Consider the following 21,970-nt stretch of genomic DNA (forward strand, 5'->3'; position numbering starts at 1 on the left):
TAGCGGGTCACCAGGAACCGGCGGTGGGGCCGGCGGATCCCCCCCGGCGGCGCAGGTACTTCTCGAACTCCTGGGCGATCTCGTCCCCGGTCAACGGGGTGATGCCGGCGTCACCGACGCGTTCCTCCAGCTCGCGGACGTACTCGCCCAGCTCGGCGTCCTGCTCGGCGGCGCTGCGTACCCGCTGTTCCCACTCGGCGGCCTCCTCGGCCAGGTCGGCCATGGGCACCGGCAGGTCGAGCACCTCCTCGACCCGGTGCAGCAGGGCGAGGGTGGCCTTCGGGCAGGGCGGGTTGTTGGCGTAGTGCGGTACGTGGACCCAGAACGAAACGGCGTCGACCTCGGCGCGGGTGCAGGCGTCGTGCAGCACGCCGACGATCCCGGTCGGCCCGTCGTAGCGGGTCGGGGTGAGCTGGTAGCGGCGCGCGGCGTCGGCGTCGGAGGCGCTGCCGCTGATCGGCAGCGGCCGGGTGTACGGCACGTCGGCCAGCAGGGCACCGAGCAGCACCACCCGCTCGACCTCCAGGCTGTGGCAGATCTCCAGCACCTGCTCGCAGAAGGTCCGCCACCGCATGCTCGGCTCGATGCCACGGATCAGCACCACGTCCCGCTCGGTGCCGGCGGGGCTGGCGACCGTGAACCGGGTGGTCGGCCACTCCACCCGGCGGGTGGCACCGTCGGACATGGCGATGGTGGGTCGGCTGACCTGGAAGTCGTAGAAGTCCTCCGGGTCGAGCTCGGTGACGGGCCGGGCCTCCCACACCTGTTCCAGGTGCTCGACCGCCGCGGTGGACGCGTCCGCCGCGTCGTTCCACCCCTCGAAGGCGCAGATGGCGACCGGGGACCGCAGCACCGGCAGCCCGTCGAACTCGGTCACGCCGTCACCTCCTGCTCGTCACCGGCGGTCCGGGACGCGGTCCCGGTCGTCCGCCCACGGTGCGTGGCGGTGTCGCTGTAGTCCTTCACGTCAGTCAGCCTACGTGCCAGGCCCGGACCCGGCCCGCCGGCCGCGCCGGATGGGCCGGGCGTCGGCGCCGCCGTCGGGCTGCGCGCAGGCCACGATGTTGGGCATTGCCGGCCAAAACGGGCAACGTGATCCCGATGACACAATGTGGGATCGGACGGTACGCAGGGGTGCGGGCCCGGCCGACCGCACTAACCTGAGGTGGTGCGTACCTCGTTGCTCGACGCGTTGACCGACCGGATCCTCGTCACCGACGGGGCGATGGGCACGATGCTGCAGGCTGCGGACCTGACCCTGGACGACTTCGACGGTCTGGAGGGGTGCAACGAGATCCTCAACGTCACCCGGCCGGACGTGGTCCGTGGCGTGCACGAGGCGTACCTGGCGGCGGGCGCGGACTGTGTGGAGACGAACACCTTCGGCGCGAACCTGGCCAACCTCGCCGAGTACGACATCCAGCACCGCATTCGTGAACTGTCGGCGGCCGGTGCCGGCATCGCCCGGGCGGCCGCCGACGCGTACTCGACGGCTGAGCGGCCCCGGTTCGTGCTCGGGTCCGTCGGTCCCGGCACGAAGCTGCCCACGCTCGGGCACGCCGCCTACGCCACGCTGCGCGACGCCTACCAGGAGAACGCGGCCGGGCTGATCGAGGGTGGCGCGGACGCGCTGATCATCGAGACCTGCCAGGACCTCCTTCAGGTCAAGGCCGCCGTGGTCGGCTCGCACCGGGCGATGGCGGAGTTGGGCCGCAAGGTGCCGCTGATCTGTCACGTCACCGTGGAGACCACCGGCACCATGCTGCTCGGCAGCGAGATCGGTGCCGCGCTGACCGCGATCGAGCCGCTCGGCGTCGATCTCATCGGGCTCAACTGCGCCACCGGTCCGGCGGAGATGAGCGAGCACCTGCGCTATCTCTCCCAACACGCCACCGTCCCGCTGTCGGTGATGCCGAACGCCGGCCTGCCACAGCTCACCGCCGACGGTGCGATCTACCCGCTGACTCCGGTGGAGTTGGCCGACGCCATGGAACGTTTCGTCACCGAGTACGGCGTCTCCCTGATCGGCGGCTGCTGCGGCACCACCCCGGAGCACATCAGGCTGCTCGCCGAGCGGCTGGGCGGGGCCCGGCCGGTGGCCCGCGAACCGCGTACCGATCCGGGTGTCTCCTCGATCTACCACCACGTGCCGTTCGCGCAGGACGCCAGCGTGCTGATGGTGGGGGAGCGGACCAACGCCAACGGCTCCAAGGCGTTCCGGGAGGCGATGCTCGCCGCCGACTGGCAGTCCTGCGTGGAGATCGCCCGGGGCCAGGCCCGCGACGGCTCGCACCTGCTGGACCTCTGCGTCGACTACGTCGGCCGGGACGGCACCACCGACATGCGTGAGCTGGCCGGTCGGTTCGCCACCGCCTCTACGCTGCCGATCATGCTGGACTCGACCGAGCCGGCGGTGATCGAGGCCGGCCTGGAGATGCTCGGCGGCCGGTGCGTGGTCAACTCGGTCAACTTCGAGGACGGCGACGGCCCCGACTCCCGCTACGCGCGGGTGATGCCGGTGGTCGCCGAGCACGGCGCCGCCGTGGTCGCGCTGCTCATCGACGAGGAGGGCCAGGCCCGCACGGCGGAGTGGAAGGTACGGGTGGCCGAGCGGCTGATCGAGGACCTCACCGGCCGGTGGGGGCTGCGCCGCGCGGACATCCTCATCGACGCGCTGACCTTCCCGATCGCCACCGGTCAGGAGGAGACCCGCCGCGACGGCATCGAGACGATCGAGGCGATCCGGGAGATCGCCCGCCGTTGGCCCGGGGTGAACTTCACCCTGGGCATCTCGAACGTCTCGTTCGGACTGAACCCGGCGGCCCGGCAGGTGCTCAACTCGGTGTTCCTGCACGAGTGCGTGCAGGCCGGGCTCACCTCGGCGATCGTGCACGCCAGCAAGATCCTGCCGATGTCGAAGATCCCCGACGAGCAGCGCGAGATCGCCCTCGACCTGGTCTACGACCGGCGTCGCGAGGGCTACGACCCGGTGCAGCGGTTCATCGAGGTCTTCGAGGGTGTGGACGCCGCCTCGGCACGTGCCACCCGGGCCGAGGAGTTGGCGGCCCTGCCGCTCAATGAGCGGCTCAAGCGGCGGATCATCGACGGCGAGCGCAACGGCCTGGAGGCCGACCTCGACGCGGCGATGGCGGCCGGCACCGCCCCGCTGCTCATCATCAACGACATCCTGCTGGACGGCATGAAGGTCGTCGGTGAGCTGTTCGGCTCCGGTCAGATGCAGCTGCCGTTCGTGTTGCAGTCCGCCGAGGTGATGAAGACCGCGGTGGCGTACCTCGAACCGCACATGGAGAAGGCCGACGACGGCGGCAAGGGCCGCATCGTGCTCGCCACCGTCAAGGGCGACGTGCACGACATCGGCAAGAACCTGGTGGACATCATCCTGTCCAACAACGGCTACGAGGTGGTGAACATCGGCATCAAGCAGCCGATCTCCGCCATCCTCGACGCCGCCGAGCAGCACCGCGCCGACGCCATCGGCATGTCGGGTCTGCTGGTCAAGAGCACCGTCATCATGAAGGAGAACCTGGTCGAGATGGCGTCGCGCGGGGTCGCGGAGCGCTGGCCGGTCCTGCTCGGTGGCGCGGCGCTGACCCGGGCGTACGTCGAGGACGACCTGCGGTCGATGTTCCCCGGCCAGGTGCACTACGCCCGCGACGCCTTCGAGGGGCTCTCCCTGATGGACCGGGTGATGACCGCCAAGCGTGGCGGCGCCCCGGTGGTGGACCCCGAGCGGGAGGCGGCCCTGGCGGCCCGGCGGGCCCGCCGGGAACGGCAGCGTGCGGTGGTCGCCGAGTCGCTGCCGGAACTGCACGACACCTCGGTACGCTCCGACGTCGCGGTCGACGTGCCGGTGCCGGTCGCACCGTTCCACGGCACCCGGGTGGTCAAGGGGGTGCCGCTGGCCGACTACGCGGCGCTGCTGGACGAGCGGGCCACCTTCATGGGCCAGTGGGGGCTGCGCGGTGCGCGCGGCGGAAAGGGCCCGTCGTACGAGGAGCTGGTGGAGACCGAGGGCCGGCCGAGGCTGCGCTACTGGTTGGACCGGCTGATCGCCGACCAGGTGTTGGAGGCGGCCGTGGTGTACGGCTACTTCCCGGCCTACTCGGAGGGCAACGACCTGGTCGTCCTGGACGAGAACGGGCACGCCGAGCGGGCCCGGTTCACCTTCCCCCGGCAGCGGCAGGAGCGGCGGCTGTGCCTGGCCGACTTCTTCCGCCCGCGCGGCGAGGACCTGGACGTGGTCGCGTTGCAGCTGGTCACCGTCGGCCAACCGGTCAGCGAGTACGCGGCCAAGCTGTTCGCCCGCAACGAGTACCGCGACTACCTGGAGGTGCACGGCCTGTCGGTGCAGCTCACCGAGGCCCTCGCCGAGTACTGGCACAAGCGGGTCCGGGCCGAGCTGCGGCTGCCCGACGGCCGTACCGTCGCCGACGACGACCCCGCCGACCTGGCCGGCCTGCTGCGCACCGACTACCGGGGCTGCCGGTACGCGTTCGGTTACCCGGCCTGCCCCGACCTGGAGGACCGGGCGAAGATCGTGGAGCTGCTCGGTGCCGAGCGGATCGGTGTGCAGTTGTCGGAGGAGTTCCAGCTGATGCCGGAGCAGGCCACCGACGCCATCGTCGTCCACCACCCCGAGGCCAGCTACTTCAACGCCAAGTGACCACCGCAGGCGCTCTGACCTGCGGTGGAGCACCTGGAATGGCCGTGATGCATGATCATGCCGTCTCCAGGCCGTCCGGTGTCTGCGGATCGTCGGCGAAGGCGTGGTCGATCGCGCGACGGGTGCGGTCCTCGCTGGTTGGCAGCAGGTGCGTGTAGATCCGGAGGGTGAAGCCGGGGTCGGAGTGCCCCAGGTACGCGGCGGACAGGGGAAGCCCGGTGGGCCGCCGCAGCACGCCAGCGGCGTGTCAAGGTGCGCTTGACGTGGGGAACGGGCAGCGGCCCGTTCCCCCTGAAGTGCGGGTCGCCGGCAGACAGTGATGGCATACCTGGCTGGTCTCTGGGGTAGCGCTCCACTTGACCGGAACAGCACCATCGAACCGTGCAGACTCCACTCTGGGTTCCGCTGATCGTGGCGGTGATCGGCGTAATAGGAACTGTAGCTGCGGGTGTGGCCGGCGTGCTCATCACACAACGTCGTTCAGACCGGCGGGACGACAAGACTTGGCAGCGTGACCGTCAGCGGGAGCAGGAACGCTGGGCTCGCGAGGATGAGGATCGAACATTCGAGCACCGACGGGAGTCATATGTCAGCTTTTACGAGTCCCTCAAGGCCATGGCTCTAATGGCCTATGAAAAGGGTTACGGCTTCCACAGCGACCCTGTGCTGCCTCGCGACTGGAATGCTCAGACATTCGCTCGCCTGAACCGCCTGAGGATCTATGGAAGGCCGGCCGTCGCTATGGCGGCAGCTACAGCGTACAACGCAGCTTGGCGGTGGGGTGAGTACTGCAAGCACGACGACCTTGACGATCCGATGTTTTACGACGGTCAGGAACGATATGACGAAGCTGAGTTCAAGCTGCTACTCATGATCCGAGAGGATCTCGGAATCCCTGGGGACACCGATGATGCGCGTTAAGGGGGCTCGTTTAGCTGAGTGGCTAACTGGGTGACTGCCGACGCGGGTAAGGTTGGACGTGCGTCGATGCTGGCCCGCTAACCGTGCTTGTCATGAGGTGGTACTGGATTTTGCGGTGCCTGAGCATTGGTAGAGTCTCTCTTTCGATGGGCGGGGGCGGCCACGTCTGAGCGCGTGTAGCGTTTCCTAAGGGGGCCCCCAGATGCTCGACTAGGTTAATGTGGAGGAATGTAGACTCAAGCCCTTCCGAGTAATGTACGATTAAGAAGTGAACTTTGAAGATTATTATTGAGGTAATAAAGTAAGGGAATGCTTTTCCGTCTCGGGCTATCAAAGCCTCGCCTGTGGCGTGATAGTAGACAGAGTCTCCCTGCGGGAAAGGTAGTGCCCAGACTTGGAGTCTGGGTGGAGTCTCGCCTCTCCTCAGTGCGTTGCGCTGATCCTGACCGGATGCCCGTCGCATTTGTGTTAGTGCCTCGATCACGATCGCCGTCTTGCCGGCCCATCTAGCTATATGCCCCAACTCTCGTGCTGAAAGCTCTCTTTCTAGGCCCTTGGCCATATCCTGGACCAGTGGGCCGGCTTGCGACTCTTCGAGTCGGCTCATCCATCCACCGTTGCATGACTTACAAACCTCACGTACCCAGCGACTAAAGGGTCTCGCGTGCACATTCTGGTTTGCCCAAACTGCTATCCCCGCCGCGTTCAACCGCCAACCCTCGTCAATGCGTTCGAAAGGGTCGCCGCCAAATATCTTCTGCCATTTCTTGGGTAGTACGTGCTCTTTGCTGATCTCACGAGTGCTTTCGCAGAAGAGGCATCTCTTCTGTTCCGACTTTAACACTTGTCTGCCCTTCGTTATGACTGGTGGGTTCGCTTCTGCAACTTAATTCAGTTGTGATCGCACAGCAACCAACAAACGTGGTTGAAGACTGTAACCCCCGCCCAATGCGCCGTCCGATATTTCCTCTGGATCCCTCGCGGCCTGCTGGCCGTCAGACGCCCAGTAGGACGGAGGCATGTGTGGGGGAGGCGCTGGTGACTCGGACCCGGAGAAAGAGACGAACGTGCTGAGGGGCGGGTGCGCCGAGCCAGCGCTCAGTCTCCAATCGGAGGCGGGTGATGTGCCGGTCATCCTGGAGCAGGCAGTGCAGCGGCTTTTCACTGTCCTCCGGGGCCCAGTCTGATGGAACCTGCTGCGTTTGCTGCGGCCATGTCAGTGCGTCGAACAGGGTCTTGAGCTGGTTATCGATGTCTGCCCTGCTGAGGACGCTTCCCGGCGCGGCTTCCCGCAGCAACAGGATGTCTAGGTCTGCTCGCAGGTTGTACGCGTCGTGCACGACCGCAGTAAAGCCATGTCCGGCGATGGTCTTGTAGTTGGTGCCGTCAGGCTCAGCGGCTCTCGCCAGTTGCTTAAGTGGCTCGTGCGTCCACAACTCCGCCAGCTGTCCATGGAAGCGTCGGCGGACGTCCATCTTGTGCTTCGCGCTGGCGTCGGGGGTGAGCACGCCGTCGTAGGTCAGGGTGAAGCGCATGGGGTATGTCTATCCCACAATGGGAGTTGGCGGCACCGCGCACCGAATAAGTCTCGGCCAGTCGACTGACCACCTCCGCCGACGGCACGACTCGCCTGTCGGGCGCTGTCTGGCATCCCGGTGCCGGGTACCGTCGACTGTGGCGGCCCGCCGGTGTGCAGGCCGGCAGGTCACCGCCCGGCCCTCCACCTGGGGAGACGATCGACCATGCCGACCATCGGGGAGCACCTCGCCCGTATCCGTCGCCAGTCCACCCTCACGCAAGAACAACTCGCCGAGCGTGCCGATGTGTCGGTCGAGACCATCCGCAAGCTGGAGCGCGGCGAACGGGCCTCCGCGCGCATGGCGACATTGCACGCGCTCGCCCGCGCCCTGGACGTGCCCACCACCGCGCTGCTCGGCGACACCTCGCAGGCCGCAGCCCGACGCGAACCCGACCACCGGCCGCTGTCCCTGGCGGCGATCCGGCGGACACTGACCCCGGCCCGAGGGCTGGGCGGCCCGGTCACCGTCACGCCGGCCGGACCGCCGCCCGCCCTAGACTTTGTCCGCCGTCGCCTGGGCGACCTCGACGCGGCCTACCACCGAGGCGACTATGCGGCAGCCCTGACCGGCATGCCCCGGCTGATCGAGGACGCGCAGCACACGGCAATGGCCGTCGCCGACCCAGAGCGCATCCGTGCGTACGTGACGTTGGCGCAGGCCCGCTATCTGGCCGGCGAGCTGCTAATCCAGCTTCGGGCCGGGGATCTGGCATATGCGGCTGTGGCCGGAGCCCTCGACGCCGCCGAGGTGGCCGGTGACCCAGTACTCGGTGCGTCCACAGTCAAGGGATCGTCGTGGCTGCTGCTGCGACAGGGTCGGCTCGACGAGGCCGAGCAGGTGGCCATCGCCACGGCAGACGCAGTGGAGCCGCGGCTACGGCGGGCGGAGCCGGCGGAGCTGGCGGTGTGGGGCTGGCTGCTGCTCGCCGCCGCCGCTGCTGCCGCCCGGGACAACCGAGCCGACGACGCGAACGCGCTGCTCGACGCGGCGGCGGCTGGCGCGGCGCGGCTTGCGGACCGGCCGGTGGGCGGAGGGCACCTGGCGATCCTTGGCGGATTCCGCGCGGCCCGGGTGGAGATGATGCGGGTGGAGGCGGCGGCCGTTGCGGGGGATGCCGGCCGGGTGTTGGAGATGGCCGAGCGGGTGCCGGTCGGGGCCACGGTGGCCACGGTGGCCACGTCGTGGCAGCGGCACCGGCTAGATGTGGCGTGGGCGTACGTCCAGCAACGGCAGTATGCCGACGCCACCGGGGTGCTGTTGGACCTGCGGGATCGGGCTCCGACGTGGCTGCGGCAACAGCGGTACGCTCGCGACATCGTGCAGCAGATCACCAACGGGCGCCGTCGGGCGATGTCGACAGAACTGTCCGAGCTGGCCACGCTCGTCGGCTGCACGCTCTGACCTGTACACCACGTACCAGTCACACCGCTGACCTGCGCGTCTGGTCGTTGACGTCCCTGGTAGTTCGTCGGTCTAACCGGGACGGTGGGCGGGAGATGCCGGGCGTGGTCCCCCTGCGCCGGGCATCTGCGGCGGCGGCGGTGTCTATCGCGTCCCACCCGGTGCGGGGAACCCGCCGCCGCCTTCCTGAACATGGCGGAGGTGATGACGTGAGCAGGTGGCGCAGGTTCTGGTGGTGGCTGCGGCGGCGGCCGAGGCCGCTAGCTGACGGCAGGCAGTGGCGGGAGACCGTCGAGCAGGAGGCCGCCCGGCAACGCCTGCTCGACCAGGCCCGGAGCAGCGCCCGGTGGCTGGCATGACCGGGCGACCCGTGCGCTACCGCGACGCTATGGCCGCTGAGGCGATCCGGATCGGTCGCGCTGTCGACGCCCTGCCCGGCCGCCTCGGCGACCAGCACCTACCACGCCGGCCGCAGTGGACGTGCGGCACCTGCGACGGCGAACCGGTGTGGCCGTGCGCTCCGGCGCGGGTGCGACTCGCCGAGGCGTACGGCCGGGACCGGGTGGGCCTGTCGATGTACGCGGGTGCCTTGTTGACGGCGGCGTTGGACGACCTGCCGCGCGAGGATCCCGGCGAGCTGACCACCCGGTTCCTCGCGTGGCTGCGGTGCACCTGCGGGGCGGGTAGCCGCGCCGGGGCGTGACCGACGATCAGCATCCCGTCGCATCCGCCGTCCTTTTCGTACGCCTGCCTGCCTGCGACCGGTCAAGCACGGACCGGCATAGCCGGATGTGACCCACGTTGCAGGACACGCCGACACACCATCTGGTGTCTTGCGTTCGTGGGCCACCCATATATGGTGTCACCCGTAGCTGGTTCGGGCGCCCATCCGGGGCGGCCGAGGCAAGAGGGAACCCGGTGGGAATCCGGGGCTGCCCCGCAGCGGTGAGTGGGAACGACAGCCGTCACGAAGCACTGGGCCACGGCCTGGGAAGCGACGGCCAGTAGGAGCGCGTTAGCACGCCCACGAGTCCGAAGACCTGCCAGCACGCCGCCCGCACTCGTGGGCGGCGGCCGCAGGCCGCGTGGGACGGCCGACGCCAGGAACGGGCCGTGCCGCCTGCGCGGATCCCGTGGCGTCCTCCCGCGTGTCCGAGGCCCTCGGTGACGGCGCGAGGAGAGAGACGTGACGGTCGTGCGGGAGATGGCGGCCTCCGGCCCAGCTGTGTCGGAGCAGCGCCGGCAGGTGATGCAGGTCCGCAAGCGCGACGGCGCCACGGAACCGGTGGACGTCAACAAGATCGTCCGTGCGGTGGAGCGGTGGGTTGCCGACCTCGACGAGGTGGATCCGCTGCGGGTGGCCACGAAGACCATCAGCGGTCTGTACGACGGTGCCACCACCGCCGAGCTGGACAAGCTGTCCATCCAGACGGCCGCCGAGCTGATCGGTGCGGAGCCGCAGTACTCGAAGCTGGCGGCGCGGCTGCTGGCCGCGTACGTGGACAAGGAGGTCCGTGGGCAGCAGGTGGCGAGCTTCAGCCAGTCCATCCGGTACGCGCACGGCCTGGGGCTGATCGGGGACGCCACGGCCGATTTCGTGGCCCGTAACGCGCGCAAGCTGGACGACGCGGTGGACCCGGACGGCGACCTGCGGTTCGAGTACTTCGGGCTGCGTACGGTCGCGGACCGCTACCTGCTGCGGCATCCGCAGACCCGGCTGGTGGTGGAGACGCCGCAGTACTGGCTGCTACGGGTGGCCTGCGGGCTGTCGCAGACGCCGGGCGAGGCGATCGCGTTCTACCGGCTGATGTCGAGCCTGGCCTACCTGCCGAGTTCACCGACGCTGTTCAACTCGGGTACCCGGCACACGCAGATGTCGTCGTGTTTCCTTGTCGACTCGCCGCGCGACGAACTCGACTCGATCTACGAGCGTTACCACCAGGTGGCGAAGCTGTCGAAGTTCTCCGGCGGGATCGGCATCTCCTGGTCGCGGGTGCGGGGTCGGGGTGCGCTGATCCGGGGCACCAACGGCAGGTCGAACGGCATCGTGCCGTTCCTGAAGACGCTCGACGCCGGGGTGGCGGCGGTCAACCAGGGTGGCCGACGCAAGGGCGCGGCCTGCGTCTACCTGGAGCCGTGGCACCCGGACATCGAGGAGTTCCTGGAGTTGCGGGACAACACCGGGGAGGAGTCCCGGCGTACCCACAACCTGAACCTGGCCAACTGGATCCCGGACGAGTTCATGCGGCGGGTCGAGGCCGACGGCGACTGGTCGCTGGTCGACCCGTCGGACGCGCCGGAGCTGCCGGACCTGTTCGGCGAGGCGTTCGACGAGGCGTACCGGGCGGCGGAGAAGAAGGCCGTCCGGACGGTCAAGGCCCGCGACCTGTACGGCCGGATGATGCGTACGCTCGCGCAGACCGGCAACGGTTGGATGACCTTCAAGGACGCCGCGAACCGGCTGTCCAACCAGACCGGTGCGCCCGGCAACACGATCCACCTGTCGAACCTGTGCACGGAGATGCTGGAGGTCAACAGCGACACCGAGACGGCCGTGTGCAACCTGGGCTCGGTCAACCTGGGCGCGCACGTCACCGCCGACGGCGTCGACTGGGAGAAGCTGCGCGCGACGGTACGCACGGCTGTGGTGTTCCTCGACCGGGTGATCGACATCAACTACTACCCGGCCGAGCAGACGGCGGTGTCGAACCCGCGCTGGCGACCGGTCGGGCTCGGGCTGATGGGGCTGCAGGACGCGTTGTTCACCCTGCGCCTGCCGTTCGATTCGGCGTCGGCACGGGAGCTGTCGACCCGGGTGCAGGAGGAGATCTTCCTGACCGCGCTGGAGACGTCGGCCGGGCTGGCCGAGCGGTTCGGCCCGCATCCTGCGTACGCCGAAACCCGGGCCGCGAAGGGTGAGCTGCATCCCGACCTGTGGGGCGCGGAGGTGACGCAGACGCAGCGGTGGACCGCGCTGCGGGAGCGGGTCGCCCGCCACGGGCTGCGGAACTCGCTGCTGGTGGCCATCGCGCCGACCGCCACGATCGCTTCGATCGCCGGGTGTTACGAGTGCATCGAGCCGCAGGTGTCCAACCTGTTCAAGCGGGAGACGATGTCCGGTGAGTTCCTCCAGATCAACACGTACCTGGTCCGGGAGTTGAAGGCGCGCGGGCTGTGGACGGCGCCGATCCGGGAGCAGATCAAGCGGGCCGACGGGTCGGTGCAGGGCATCGCCGAGCTGCCGGCGGAGGTGCGGGAGCTGTTCCGTACCGCGTGGGAGCTGCCGCAGCGGGCGCTGATCGACCTGGCCGCCGCCCGGGCCCCGTTCATCGACCAGTCGCAGTCGCTGAACCTGTTCCTGAGCGCGCCGACCATCGGCAAGCTCTCCTCGATGTACCTGTACGCCTGGAAGGCCGGGCTGAAGACCACCTACTACCTGCGGTCGCGTCCCGCGACCCGGATCCAGCAGGCCACCGTCGCCGTCACCCCGGCGATCAAGCCGGTCGTCGCGGTCAGCGACGACGAGGCGTTGGCCTGTTCCCTGGAGAACCCCGAGAGCTGCGAGGCGTGCCAGTGACCACCGTTTCCGAACCCGACACCGGCCAGCGGCAGATGCTGCTCGATCCCGGCATGGACCTGACCCTGCGGCCGATGCGCTACCCGCAGTTCTTCGACCGGTTCAAGGACGCCATCAAGAACACCTGGACCGTCGAGGAGGTGGATCTGCACGCCGACCTCGCCGACCTGGCCAAGCTCTCCCCGGCGGAGCAGCACCTCGTGTCCCGGCTGGTCGCCTTCTTCGCCACCGGCGACACCATCGTGGCCAACAACCTCGTGCTCAACCTGTACCAGCACGTCAACTCGCCGGAGGGCCGGCTCTACCTGTCCCGGCAGCTGTTCGAGGAGGCGGTGCACGTCCAGTTCTACCTGAACCTCCTGGACACCTATGTGCCGGACGAGCGGGAACGGTTCGCGGCGTTCGCGGCGGTGGAGAACATCCCGTCGATCGCCCGCAAGGCCGAGTTCTGCTTCAAGTGGATCGACTCGATCTTCGAGCTGCGCGAGTTGCGGACCCGCGCGGACCGGCGCGCCTTCCTGCTGAATCTGATCTGCTTCGCCGCCTGCATCGAGGGACTGTTCTTCTACGGTGCCTTCGCCTACGTGTACTTCCTGCGGTCCCGGGGTCTGCTGCACGGCCTGGCCTCCGGCACCAACTGGGTGTTCCGGGACGAGTCGATGCACATGGCCTTCGCCTTCGACGTGGTCGAGACCGTACGCGCCGAGGAGCCGGACCTGTTCGACGACGAGATGCGCCAGCAGGTCCGGGACATGCTCGCCGAGGCCGTCGAGTGCGAGGTGCAGTTCGCCGCCGACCTGCTCGAACAGGGCGTGTCCGGGCTGTCCCTGGCCGACATGCGCGAGTATCTCCAGCACGTCGCCGACCGCCGGCTGGCGCAGTTGGAGATCGAGCCGCGGTACGGGTCGAAGAACCCGTTCGCCTTCATGGAGTTGCAGGACGTGCAGGAGTTGTCCAACTTCTTCGAACGGCGGGTGTCGGCCTACCAGGTCGGAGTCTCCGGCACGGTCGCCTTCGACGACGACTTCTGACGGCGGTCCCATCCGCTGACCGAGGGCCGGCCCGGCGATGATCCTGCCGATCGTCGCCGAGCCGGGCCGCCGGCCGGTCTCAGACCCGGCTGGCGGTCCTTTCGACGGCGGGCTGGTCGTTCGGGTGGAACAGCAGGTGGATGGTGCCGTCGAGGTCGAGGCGCTGGATCCCGATGCCGTAGACGGGTTCGAGAACGGCAGGGTCGAGGACCTGCTCGGTGGTGCCGGCGGCGGCGACTCCACCCTGGCCGAGCAGCACCAGGTCGTCGCAGTAGCGGGCGGCGAGGTTCAGGCCGTGCAGCACGACGACGGCGCAGGTGCCGAGGTTGCGTACCAGCCGTAGGATCTCGTGCTGGTAGCGGATGTCGAGGTGGTTCGTCGGCTCGTCGAGCAGCAGGTGGGTGGCCTGCTGGGCCAGCGCCCGGGCGATGAGCACCCGCTGGCGTTCGCCGCCGGAGAGGCTGGCGAACGCCCGGGACCCCAGGTGGGCGGCACCGACCCGGGTCAGGCACTGCGCCGCGATCTCGTGGTCCGTCCGGCCGGTGCGCTGAAAGGTGGTCAGGTGCGGACCGCGGCCCAGCAACACCAACTCGGCCACGGTGAGGGCGGTCTCGCCGCCGGTCTCCTGCACCACCACGGCCAGTCGGCGCGCGGCCTCCCGCGGCGGCAGCGCGCCCAGGTCGTCGCCGTCCACGGCGACCCGTCCGGTGCCGCCGCGCAGCGCGCCGTAGAGCAGCCGCAGCAGCGTGGTCTTGCCGCTGCCGTTGGGGCCGATCAGTCCGAGCACCCGTCCGGGTCGCGCGGTGACGCTGACGCCGTCGATCACCGGGTTGGCGCCGTAGCGCCAGGACACCCGGGTCGCCTGGATCACGAGTCGGCCCCGAACCGTTGCACGATGCGCTCCAGCCCGTCGATCGACAGCGGGGTCGGCGGCTCGGTGAAGTTGAACAGCTGGGTCAGCACGTTGCCGTCGCGTACCGCGTTGAGCTTCTCGGCGCCGGGCAGGCCGGTCAGGCCCTGCTCGACGGCGGCGGGGTCACCGTCGCTGTAGAGCAGGATCAGCACGTCGGGGTTTCGGCCGAGCAGTTCCTCGACGGTGACCTCGAAGACCCGCTCCGGCGTGTCACCGAAGACGTTGCGGAAGCCGGCGGCCTCAAGTTGCGGGTGGGCCATGCTGGCGGTGCCGTACGCGTACGTGGTGCCGCCGCCGACCGTCGGGTACAGCACGGCGGCGGTACGACCGGACGCCGCCGAAGCGCCGGCCTGGATCTTCGCCATCCGCTGCCGGAGCGCGTCGACCGCTGTGGCCGCCTCCGTTTCGCGGCCGAACACCCGACCGTAGGTCTCCAGCTGGCGGTAGATGTCGTCGAAGCTGGGGGTGGCGGTGTTGTCCGGGCACATGGCCGGCTCCTCCAGCAGCGGGATGTCCACCGCCGTGAGGGTGTCGCGGGACAGGTTGTCGACCTCACCGAGCACCAGGTCGGGCTGCTGGCTGATCACCACCTCCTTGGAGATCTGCAGGTGCCCGCTGGTGTCGGTCTTGTCGGTCAGCAGCGGAATGCGGTCCAGTTCGGCGAGGGTCTCCGCGTCGTAGTACTCGCTGGGGTACTGCCCGGCCCGGGCGGTGACCCGGTCCAGCACGCCCAGCGCGTGCAGGTACGGCACGGCCGCGCTCTTGAGCAGCACGACCCGCTCCGGCGCGGCGTCGAAGGTCACCTCCACGCCGCAGTTGGTGACGGTGACCGGGTATCCCGGGGCGGCGGTGGCCGGCTCGTCGGCGGCACCGCCGCAGGCGGCGACCAGCAGCGCGAGAGTGGACATGGTCGCGGTGACGGCGAGACGGGTTGCCTTCATCGGTGCTCCTCGGCTCATCGGGCGCTCAGGCGCCGGTGGCGTGCAGACGACGGATCAGGACCAGCAGGAAGGGGGCGCCGAGCAGGGCGGTGATGATGCCGATCGGGATCTCCTGGGGGGCCAGCAGCACCCGGGCGAGCACGTCGGCCCAGACCAGCAGGATCGCGCCGAGCAGCGCGGCCACGGGCACCACGCGCACGTGCGGGGCGCCGACGATGCGGCGGGCGAGGTGCGGCACGACGAGGCCGACGAAGCCGATGCTGCCGGCGGCCGAGACCAGTACGCCGACACTGAGCGACACGAGCACGAGCAGCCGCAGGCGGAACCGGTCGGGTGACACGCCAAGCGTCTGGGCGGTCTCGTCGCCGATGGCCAGCACGTCGAGGCGTCGCCCGACGACGGTCAGGTATCCGATCATGCCGCAGAGCACGACGGCGGCGACCAGCAGGAGGGCGTTCCACCGGGCCAGTCCGAGGGAGCCGAGCAGCCAGAACATCACCGACCGGGCCCCCTCGGCGGACCCCGAGGCGAAGATCAGGAAGCTGGTGGTGGCGTAGAGGGCGTAGCCGACGGCGACGCCGGACAGCAGCAGCCGGATCGAGGTCACCCGTCCGCCGCTGCGGGCGATCAGGAAGACCAGCAGCGACGCGCCGAGCGCGCCGAGGAAGGCGCTGCTGGACAGGGCGTACTGCCCGAAGCCGGCGCCGGCGCCGAACAGGATCGCGGCGGCGGCGCCGCTGGAGGCGCCGGAGTTGATGCCCAGCAGGTACGGGTCGGCCAGCACGTTGCGCACCATGGCCTGCAACGCCACTCCGCAGGCGGCCAGCCCGGCACCGACGAGCATGCCGAGCAGCACCCGGGGCAGCCGGACCTGCCAGACGATGGCTTCCTGCGGTGCGGTCCAGGTGACCTCGCCGGGCAGGCCGACGAGGTGATGCCCGATGATCCGCGCCACCGTCGCCGGGGGGATGCCGATCGCGCCGGAGCCGACCGCGGTCACCCCGGTGAGGACCAGCGCGACCGTCAGCGCGACCAGCCAGATCCCGGTCCGGCGGCGTTGCGCCGCCACGCCGAGCAGGTCCGGCCGGCTCCCGGACCGGGCGGTGGCGGTCACCGCACCCATCTGCACTCCCTTAGCTATTGCAAAACTCTGGCAATAAGCTACCAGCAAGATCAGGGCAGCGGGAAGCGGGGGCGTGGTCCGGGTCGTCATGTCCGGTGTCGGCCTGCCGAGCTGAGAGCGTCACCGGATCATGGTGATCAACAGCGGTTGCCGGCCGGATCTGCCGGTCGACGGCCCCAGTTCCGGGCCACGTCGAGCGGGTCGCCGGTGGTGAAGTGCGGCGGATCGTGCATCAGGAAGTCGCGGTGGCTGATGTTCCACGCGTAGGCGCCGGCCATCGAGAACACCAGCACGTCGCCGACCGCGACCGGGCCGCTGACGGCGTCGCGGGCCAGTACGTCCTTCGGTGTGCAGAGCTGGCCGACGACCGTGACCGGGCCACCGTCGGTCCGTGGCCCGGCACCGCCCCGGGGCACCACGACGAAGGGTTGCGAGTGTCCCTTGGCCGCCGGAGTCCGCAGGTGATGGGTGCCGCCGGCCACGATCACGAACCACTGACCCCGGGACCGCTTCACGTCGATCACCTCGGTCACGTACGACCCGCAGTAGACCGCGACGGCGCGGCCGGGCTCGATCCGCAGCCGGACGGTCGGGTAGCTGTCCGCCACCTCGCCGAGCAGCCGACCGTAGCCGGGCCAGTCGAAGCGGTGCTGCGGGTGGCGGTAGTCGACGGCCATGCCGCCGCCGACGTTCACCTCCTGCGCGCCCACCTGCCGCACCGCCCAGTCGGTCACCTCGCGCGCCACCACGGCGGCGGTCGCCGCGTCGAGCCCGCTGGCCAGGTGGGCGTGCACGCCCCGGACCCGGACGCCCTCCGGCGGGTCGGCGGCGAGCCGGACCGCCTCCGGTGGGTCCATCCCGAACGGGCTCGCCTGCCCACCCATCACCAGGACCGCCCCCGGTGTGGCGACCGGCAGGTTCACCCGCAGCAGCACGTCGACGGTACGCCCGGCGGCCCGGGCCAGGGCCGCCAGCCGGTGCAGTTCGGCGGCGGACTCCACGTGCACCCGGTGCACGTCGGCGGCCAGCGCGGCCGAGAGATCCGCGTCGGTCTTGCCCGGACCGGCGAAGGCGGCCACCCGCCGGCCGGGCAGCACGGCCGCGAGGTGACGCAGTTCGCCGCGACTGGCCGCCTCGAAACCGTCGACAGTGGCCGCGAGGGTGCGCAGCATCCCCGGATCGGGATTGGCCTTGACCGCGTAGAGCAGCTCGACCCGTTCGGGCAGCGCCGCCCGGACGGCGGCGGCGTGCGTGGCCAGGTCGGCGAGGTCGTAGACGTACGTCGGTCGGGTCATCCGGCATCGCCGAGCGGGTTGGGCACCGCGACGTAGGGTGCCTGCTGGTCGGCGGCCCGGTGCCAACGGACCAGCAGGTTCGCCTTGGCGGCCAGCGGAGCGCCGTCGAGCAGCGCGAGCAGCTCGGCCGGCTCACCCAGCTGCGCGTACGTCGCCTCGACGGTTTCCCGGACCGTCCGCCACAGCCGGGGCTCGATGCCGGGGTGACCGTCGGCGAGCGCACCGGCCAGGCCGGCGAGATGGTTGACGAACAGGCAGTAGACGACGCGCTGGACCGCCTGCGCCGGAGTGTAGGCGGACTGCCGGGGAACCTCGTCCGGCCAGGCCGGCAACCGGCCGAGATCCAACTTCGTGCCCTCCAGGTCACGCAGGATCAGGCGGACCGGGCGGCCGTCGCGGTCCAGCACCACCAGCACATTCTGCAGGTGCGCCTCGTGGACCACCCCGTGACGGAGCCACAGTCGCAGCACGCCGGGCACCAGCAGGTCGACGTAGGCCCGCCACCAGTCGAACGGGTCCGGCACGGCCAGCGGCGTGGCGGCCAGCGCGGCCGCCAACACCACCCGTTCGTCCGCCCGCAGATGCTCGCGCAGCCCGGTCCGCAGGATCGTGCCGTACGCCTCGTCAGCCCCGGGCAGGTCGACCGTCCGGTAGCCGGGTTCCCGCAGCAACCCGACCCGCGCGGGTAGCGGCACACGGTCCAGGAACCGGGTCAACGCCACCGCTCCGGTCAACTCGTACCGGGCGTTCTTGCGCAGGCAGTTGGTGATGCGTACGTGCAGGCTGGTCTTGAGGAACAGGTCCACCGAGGGTGCGTAGAGCGTGCGGACGCTCGCGGTCGGCCGCACCGGTACGCCGGCCGGGCCCAGCCCGCGCACCCTCGGGTCGGTCGGCGGCATCAGGTCCAGCTGCCACGGATGCACCGGCAACAGGTGGTGTCCGGGTGGTGCGTCCGGCGGATCCAGCGGTGCGATCAGCTCGTCGACCGGCCCGTCGCCGGCCACCAGATCGGCGGGCACCGCGAGCCAGCTCAGCCGGAAGGTGCTGCGCAGTTCCGGGGCGTGGCGACGCCAACCCGCCGGATCGCCGCTGCGCCACTTCGGACTGGGATGGTGCGGGTGCCCGTGCACGAGGGAGTGCTCGGAGTCGACGTAGCCGTCCACCACCGGGTCGCCGGTCGGGGTGGGGTCGTGGGGCGGGCGGTCGCGCAACAGCGTGGCCAGCGCGTCGCGACTACCGAGCACCTGCTCGACGAACTCGTCGTTGGCCAGTCCGGTGCGGGCGGCCAGCTCGGCGGCGAGCAGCCGGGCGAGTCGTCCGACGTCGACCGGTGCGTCGACGGCGGGTACGTCGTCGACGAGGGCGCCGGCGGTCGGTCCGCCACCGACCGGCGTGCCGGCGGTCGGCGGCTCCGGCACGGCCGGGTGACGGCTCGCGGTCGTTGCCGCCACCGGCCGGCAGCGGACCGGGCCGACGTAGCGGTGCGCCAGCACGGGGGAGACCCGGGCCAGCCGGCAGGAGAGCAGCAGACCCAGGTGCGGCAGCCGGATCCGCAGCAGCCCGTCGACGGTCTCGGCCGTCCCGTCGGGCGCGGCCACCTCGCGCAGGTAGCAGGCGAGCAGGGTGTGCGCGGCGGCCAGGTCGGCGGCGCGCTCGGCCGGCCGGGCGGCGGCCTCGGCGGTCTGCGGGGTCACGAGCCGCTCCGCAGGTAGTTGGGTCCGGTCCGACGGTAGAACTTGTTCACGTCGGTGCAGCCGATCCGGTGCTTGGGCAGCAGCGTGCCGGCGGTGAGCATCGCCTTGACCGGCAGCCGGTCGGCGGTCAGGACCCGGTCGACCAGCTCGCGCCGGGCGGGTGTGTCGCCCCACCGGTCGCGGGCGGCGCGCAGCCGTGGTGCGAGCGCCTCGGCGGGGGAGGGCACCGTGACGCCCTGTTCCGCCAGGGCGAGCAGCGGTGCCGCCGCCGCCAGGTGCAGGGTGATCGTGACGAACACGTCGGCCAACTCCGCCGGCTGACGAATCCACATCCGCTTGTCGCGCAGCCGGACCGAGCCGGCGTGCCGGGGGTCCAGCCGGGCACCGTCGTTGTCCTTGTACAGCAGCCGAACCGGACCGGTGGCCGGCAGGACCAGATGGATGTTCTGCGGATGTGCTTCCAACGCCACTCCGTACCGTAACCACAGGCAGACATGCCAGTCGAGCAGGAGATCCAGATAGGACCCGAGGAGCTGACCCGGGTCGTCCCCGCCGATCCGCTGGGCGACCGTGCCGGCGGTGGGATCCGCCGCGGCGAGCGCGGCGACGGGCACCACGGTCGCCCGCGCCAACCCGGTGGGCAGCCGGCGCAGCAGAAACGACAGCAGCTCGTCGCCGTCACGGTGACCGAAGACGCGCTCGTCGGCGTGCGTGATCCGGTCGGCGAAGCGCGGCTGCTCCGCGGCGATGCGGTCGAGCAACGCGGCCACCGCCGCGCCGTCGGACAGCGAGTCGGGTGCGAGGGTACGGCGGTTGCGGGCACCCAGGCTCGCGGTCGGCAGCGGCAGCTTCAGGTGCGTCGTCGGGTCGCTGGCCAGGGCGACGGTCCGCATCGACAGGGTGGGCCGCACGGTGATGTCCGGTCCGTCGAACACGGGCAGCGCCGACCGGTCGGCGGTCAGCGGATGCACCGGCAGCAGCACCTGCCCCGCCCGGCCGGTCGTCGGCCACCAGCCGGGCAGCCGGCCGTGCAGCCGCAGAGCCCGGGTCGGTACGGGCAGCCAACGCAGCGCGAACGTGGGCGCGTGTTCCGGCGCGTACCGCAGCAGCTCGGTGGCGTCCAGACCGTGGCGGCACCGGTCGGTGGGGTAGACGGCATGGCCGGCGTGGGCGGCGAGCACGTCGTCGAGCAGGGCACCGCCGAACCCGGTGGGCGGGTCGACCCGGGCGGCGGCGATTCGGGCGTAGGTGTGAGATCTGGTCGCCTCGGCCAGCCGCCGGGCGAGCAGGTCCTCCCGGCACTCGTCGACGAAGGCGCGCCACCCCTGCTCGGCGTCGGCGTCGTCGTCCGGTGCGAGCAGCGCCAACAGGCCCGCCAGCGTGTCCACCCGACGTGGCGTCCGACCGGGCGGGTGCACGTGCAGCTCGGCGCGGGCGAGGCGGACGGTGTGCTGGAAGCCGTCGGGACGAACCGGAAGGCGTAACCGGCCGGCGGGGTGTGGTGCCTGCCACCAGCCGGGGCCGTCCGGAGCGCCACCGCTGCTCAGGCCGAGATGGTCCTCGCGCAGCAGGGCGTCCAGCACCCGGCGGAACAGCCGCTGCTCCACCGGATCGGTCACGTCGCGATCACCCAGTCGAGTCCGGCGCGGAACTCGACGAGCGCGCGGCTCACGGCGTCCGGGTCCGGCCCGATGGCGTGCAGGACGGCCAGGTAGTCGCGGTTGGTGCCGGTGTGCTCGGCGGTGGTGCCGATCGCCCGCAGCGGGCGGCAGCCGAGTCGGACCCCGTCGCGTACCGCGTCGACGGGCCCGGGGGCGGCGACGAGAGTGCCGCCGCGGTCGGCGCAGACGTACTCGACCCGGGCGGTCTGTTCGATCGTGGCCGGGTCGGGCAGACCGAGGTCGGCCACGGACTCGCCGAGGTGCAGCCGGATGACGTACTCGAACAGCGGCACGTCGAGCAGCTCGGCCAGGACGAGATCCATCCGGTCACCGATCAGCCGGTCGTTGACCTCGATGAGCCGAGGTCGTTCCCGGTGCACGACGAACTCGGTGTGGCAGGGGCCGAACCGGACGCCGAGCACGTCGAGTTGGGCCCGCAGCCGCTCGGCCGTCGCCGGGGCTGCCGGCGCCCATTCCAGGCACAGCTCGGTGAAGGTGGGTGGCGGGCCGAGCGTGGTACGCCAGCCGCCGAGCACGGCCAGCGTCGCGGTGTCACCGAGGGTGTCGTGGGTGCGGACGTCGCCGGGCAGGTACTCCTCCACCACAAGTGGCGCGTCCGGTCGGCGACAGCGGATCTCGCTCACCCGCCGGGCCAGCTCGTCGGCGTCGGTGACCAGGTAGGCGTCCTCACTGGCGACGCCGTCGCGGGGCTTGACCACGGCGGGAAACAGGTCGAACGTCGGCGGCCGCCCTGGTTCGAGGATCCGGGCGTGGACGACGTCGAGTCCGGCGTCGGCGAGGGCCTGCCGGGTGGCGGCCTTGTCCTTGCAGCGCCGCGCCGACTCGGGCTCCTTGCCGGGCAGGCCGAGGCGGTGGGCGGCGAGCGCCGTCGCGGCCTGCAGGTGATCGCTGTTGGAGAACAGGCCCACCGCGGCCGGTCCGGCCCGGACCACCTCCGTGACGGCCTGCGGATCCCGCACCGGGCAGCCCTGCTTCGGCACCGTCGCGGGCCAGTCGTCGGGTCGGTCGGTCAGCACGGTCACCGGCACGCCGAGCGCGTCGGCCGCCGGCAGCAGGCCGTCCAGCACGGAGTCGGTCGGGTTGAGAGCGGTCAGGTACAGCATCACGAGCCGGCGCGGTGCCCAGCCG

At 70.6% G+C, this 21,970-nt stretch carries 17 protein-coding genes and 1 riboswitch; of the genes, 7 read left to right on the top strand and 10 right to left on the bottom strand.

Annotation, left to right across the window (positions count from 1 at the left end):
* Nucleotides 1-7 precede the first annotated feature (7 nt).
* Nucleotides 8-877, bottom strand: coding sequence for a PAC2 family protein (locus O7597_RS25270; protein WP_093402074.1), 870 nt, complete (start codon nt 875-877; stop codon nt 8-10).
* Between the two features lie 291 nt (nt 878-1,168).
* On the opposite strand from O7597_RS25270, the gene metH reads away from it, so the two are divergent.
* The gene (gene metH / locus O7597_RS25275) at nt 1,169-4,684 is read left to right on the top strand and encodes a methionine synthase (RefSeq protein WP_281580922.1); all 3,516 of its coding nucleotides are present in this window, start codon (nt 1,169-1,171) and stop codon (nt 4,682-4,684) included.
* Nucleotides 4,685-4,739: 55 nt separating this feature from the next.
* Here the strand turns inward: metH and O7597_RS25280 are convergent, their stop codons facing one another.
* On the bottom strand, nt 4,740-4,919 hold the full coding sequence (locus O7597_RS25280; RefSeq protein WP_281580923.1) for a hypothetical protein: 180 nt from the start codon (nt 4,917-4,919) through the stop codon (nt 4,740-4,742).
* Nucleotides 4,920-5,065: 146 nt separating this feature from the next.
* Between O7597_RS25280 and O7597_RS25285 the strand changes: the two genes are divergently transcribed.
* Nucleotides 5,066-5,605, top strand: coding sequence for a hypothetical protein (locus tag O7597_RS25285; protein WP_281580924.1), 540 nt, complete (start codon nt 5,066-5,068; stop codon nt 5,603-5,605).
* Nucleotides 5,606-6,600: 995 nt separating this feature from the next.
* Here the strand turns inward: O7597_RS25285 and O7597_RS25290 are convergent.
* Entirely contained in the window at nt 6,601-7,140 is a 540-nt protein-coding gene (locus tag O7597_RS25290) for a hypothetical protein (RefSeq protein WP_281580925.1), read from the bottom strand.
* 207 nt (nt 7,141-7,347) lie between these two features.
* Between O7597_RS25290 and O7597_RS25295 the strand changes: the two genes are divergently transcribed.
* The 5 genes from O7597_RS25295 (at nt 7,348) to O7597_RS25315 (ending at nt 13,194) form a co-directional block, all read left to right on the top strand.
* On the top strand, nt 7,348-8,586 hold the full coding sequence (locus O7597_RS25295; protein WP_281580926.1) for a helix-turn-helix transcriptional regulator: 1,239 nt from the start codon (nt 7,348-7,350) through the stop codon (nt 8,584-8,586).
* 209 nt (nt 8,587-8,795) lie between these two features.
* Nucleotides 8,796-8,945, top strand: a complete 150-nt coding sequence (locus O7597_RS25300; protein WP_281580927.1) for a hypothetical protein — start codon at nt 8,796-8,798, stop codon at nt 8,943-8,945.
* Nucleotides 8,942-9,289: a hypothetical protein gene (locus O7597_RS25305; protein ID WP_281580928.1), complete on the top strand. Its 348-nt coding sequence runs from the start codon at nt 8,942-8,944 to the stop codon at nt 9,287-9,289. The genes O7597_RS25300 and O7597_RS25305 overlap by 4 nt, the downstream gene beginning before the upstream one ends.
* A 153-nt stretch (nt 9,290-9,442) precedes the next feature.
* Nucleotides 9,443-9,649: riboswitch (cobalamin riboswitch) on the top strand.
* Between the two features lie 141 nt (nt 9,650-9,790).
* A complete protein-coding gene (locus O7597_RS25310) occupies nt 9,791-12,163 on the top strand; it encodes a ribonucleoside-diphosphate reductase subunit alpha (RefSeq protein WP_281583319.1) in 2,373 nt (790 codons plus the stop codon).
* Between the two features lie 35 nt (nt 12,164-12,198).
* Entirely contained in the window at nt 12,199-13,194 is a 996-nt protein-coding gene (locus tag O7597_RS25315) for a ribonucleotide-diphosphate reductase subunit beta (RefSeq protein ID WP_281583320.1), read from the top strand.
* A 79-nt stretch (nt 13,195-13,273) separates the two neighbouring features.
* Here O7597_RS25315 and O7597_RS25320 read toward each other — a convergent pair whose 3' ends face one another.
* From O7597_RS25320 to O7597_RS25350, 7 genes are all read right to left on the bottom strand, one after another.
* Nucleotides 13,274-14,065: an ABC transporter ATP-binding protein gene (locus O7597_RS25320; RefSeq protein ID WP_281580929.1), complete on the bottom strand. Its 792-nt coding sequence runs from the start codon at nt 14,063-14,065 to the stop codon at nt 13,274-13,276.
* Nucleotides 14,062-15,048: an ABC transporter substrate-binding protein gene (locus tag O7597_RS25325; RefSeq protein WP_281580930.1), complete on the bottom strand. Its 987-nt coding sequence runs from the start codon at nt 15,046-15,048 to the stop codon at nt 14,062-14,064. The genes O7597_RS25320 and O7597_RS25325 overlap by 4 nt, the downstream gene beginning before the upstream one ends.
* 25 nt (nt 15,049-15,073) lie before the next feature.
* Nucleotides 15,074-16,171, bottom strand: coding sequence for an iron ABC transporter permease (locus O7597_RS25330; protein WP_281580931.1), 1,098 nt, complete (start codon nt 16,169-16,171; stop codon nt 15,074-15,076).
* Between the two features lie 137 nt (nt 16,172-16,308).
* Nucleotides 16,309-17,466, bottom strand: a complete 1,158-nt coding sequence (locus O7597_RS25335) for an alanine racemase (RefSeq protein ID WP_281580932.1) — start codon at nt 17,464-17,466, stop codon at nt 16,309-16,311.
* On the bottom strand, nt 17,463-19,160 hold the full coding sequence (locus O7597_RS25340) for an IucA/IucC family protein (RefSeq protein ID WP_281580933.1): 1,698 nt from the start codon (nt 19,158-19,160) through the stop codon (nt 17,463-17,465). Before O7597_RS25340 ends, O7597_RS25335 begins: the two co-directional genes overlap by 4 nt.
* The gene (locus O7597_RS25345; protein ID WP_281580934.1) at nt 19,157-20,779 is read right to left on the bottom strand and encodes an IucA/IucC family siderophore biosynthesis protein; all 1,623 of its coding nucleotides are present in this window, start codon (nt 20,777-20,779) and stop codon (nt 19,157-19,159) included. The genes O7597_RS25340 and O7597_RS25345 overlap by 4 nt, the downstream gene beginning before the upstream one ends.
* Complete coding sequence (locus tag O7597_RS25350) at nt 20,776-21,945, bottom strand: siderophore biosynthesis protein (protein WP_281583321.1); 1,170 nt, start codon at nt 21,943-21,945, stop codon at nt 20,776-20,778. Before O7597_RS25350 ends, O7597_RS25345 begins: the two co-directional genes overlap by 4 nt.
* Between the last annotated feature and the right edge of the window lie 25 nt (nt 21,946-21,970).

Origin of the sequence: Verrucosispora sp. WMMC514 (assembly GCF_027497295.1) — a bacterium.
In the GTDB taxonomy this organism is placed as follows: domain Bacteria; phylum Actinomycetota; class Actinomycetes; order Mycobacteriales; family Micromonosporaceae; genus Micromonospora; species Micromonospora palythoicola.